This is a genomic window from Caballeronia sp. M23-90, from assembly GCF_053574605.1.
In genome coordinates this window covers 1-1,162 of record NZ_JBSIPA010000853.1, presented here as the reverse complement: position 1 = coordinate 1,162, position 1,162 = coordinate 1, and the positions used below count along the sequence as shown (strand labels likewise).

Annotated in this window: 1 protein-coding gene; it reads right to left on the bottom strand. The window is 55.1% G+C overall.

The genetic code is table 11. The annotated features are described in order from the left end of the window. Positions 1-1,083, bottom strand: a complete 1,083-nt coding sequence (locus tag ACRXB1_RS36445; protein ID WP_449494825.1) for an IS630 family transposase — start codon at positions 1,081-1,083, stop codon at positions 1-3. Between the last annotated feature and the right edge of the window lie 79 nt (positions 1,084-1,162).

Sequence of the window (1,162 nt, the reverse complement as noted above, 5' to 3'; positions counted from 1 at the left end):
CTAGTGTTCTGTCCCAGAAATAACTTTACATAGTTTCGCCACTTTCTTGAGAATGGAATCGGCTGTTGCAGTCCACACAAACGCTCGCTTGTGCTGGTTGTACTGCTGAACATAGCGCTCGATACTGGTAATCAGTTGGCGCACGTTTCTGAATGACCCGCGTCGGATCGCCTGTTGTGTAACCAGTCCAAACCAGCGCTCCACCTGATTGAGCCAGCTCGAATAGGTGGGTGTGAAATGCATGTGGTACCGCGGGTGTTTGGCTAACCAGGCCTTGACCTTCGGATGCTTGTGCGTCGCATAGTTGTCGACCACCAGATGGATCTCGAGATCAGTCGGCACAGCCTGGTCGACGTGATTCAGAAAGGCCAGAAACTCCTGATGCCTATGGCGTGACTTGCATTGGGTGATGACTTCGCCCGTTGCCGTATTGAGCGCAGCGAACAGGGTCGTCGTCCCGTGCCGGAAGTAGTCATGCGTTACCCCTTCGAGATAGCCTAACCCCATCGGCAGCACGGGCTGTGTACGCTCCAGTGCCTGACACTGGGTCTTCTCATCGACGCACAGCACGAGTGCATGGGTCGGAGGGCTTAGGTATAGCCCGACAATGTCGCGCACCTTCTCAACAAAGTACGGATCGGTAGACAGCTTGAAGCTCTTTGAACGATGGGGCTGTACGCCGAATAGCGACAGATACCGGGCCACCGAACTCTTAGAAATCCCTGTCTGCGTAGCGGCAGAGCGCACGCTCCAGTGTGTCGCCCCGTCCGGCTTCTCGTGCAGCACCCTGGCCAACAGTTCTGCCACCGCTTCATCGTCATGTGTGCGCGGACGGCCCGGGCGGGCTTCATCATGCAGACCGGCAAGCCCCTGTGCGACAAATCGCTTTTTCCAATGCGTGATCGCCGGTGGGGTCACCTCGCACCGCAAAGCGATTTCCTGGCTCGTATAACCGTCAGCGGCCATCAAAATAATCTTTGCTCGACGGACCAAAGAATGAGGCAGAGAACGCGAGCGACTCATTGATAGCAATTGCTCCCGCTCCAGCGTCGACACCGAAATCTCGATTCCCTTGCGTCCCATGATCGCCTCCCTGTCGGTCATGGCTTTATCGTAGAACAACAAATATTTATGTAAAGTTATTTCTGGGACAGAACACTAG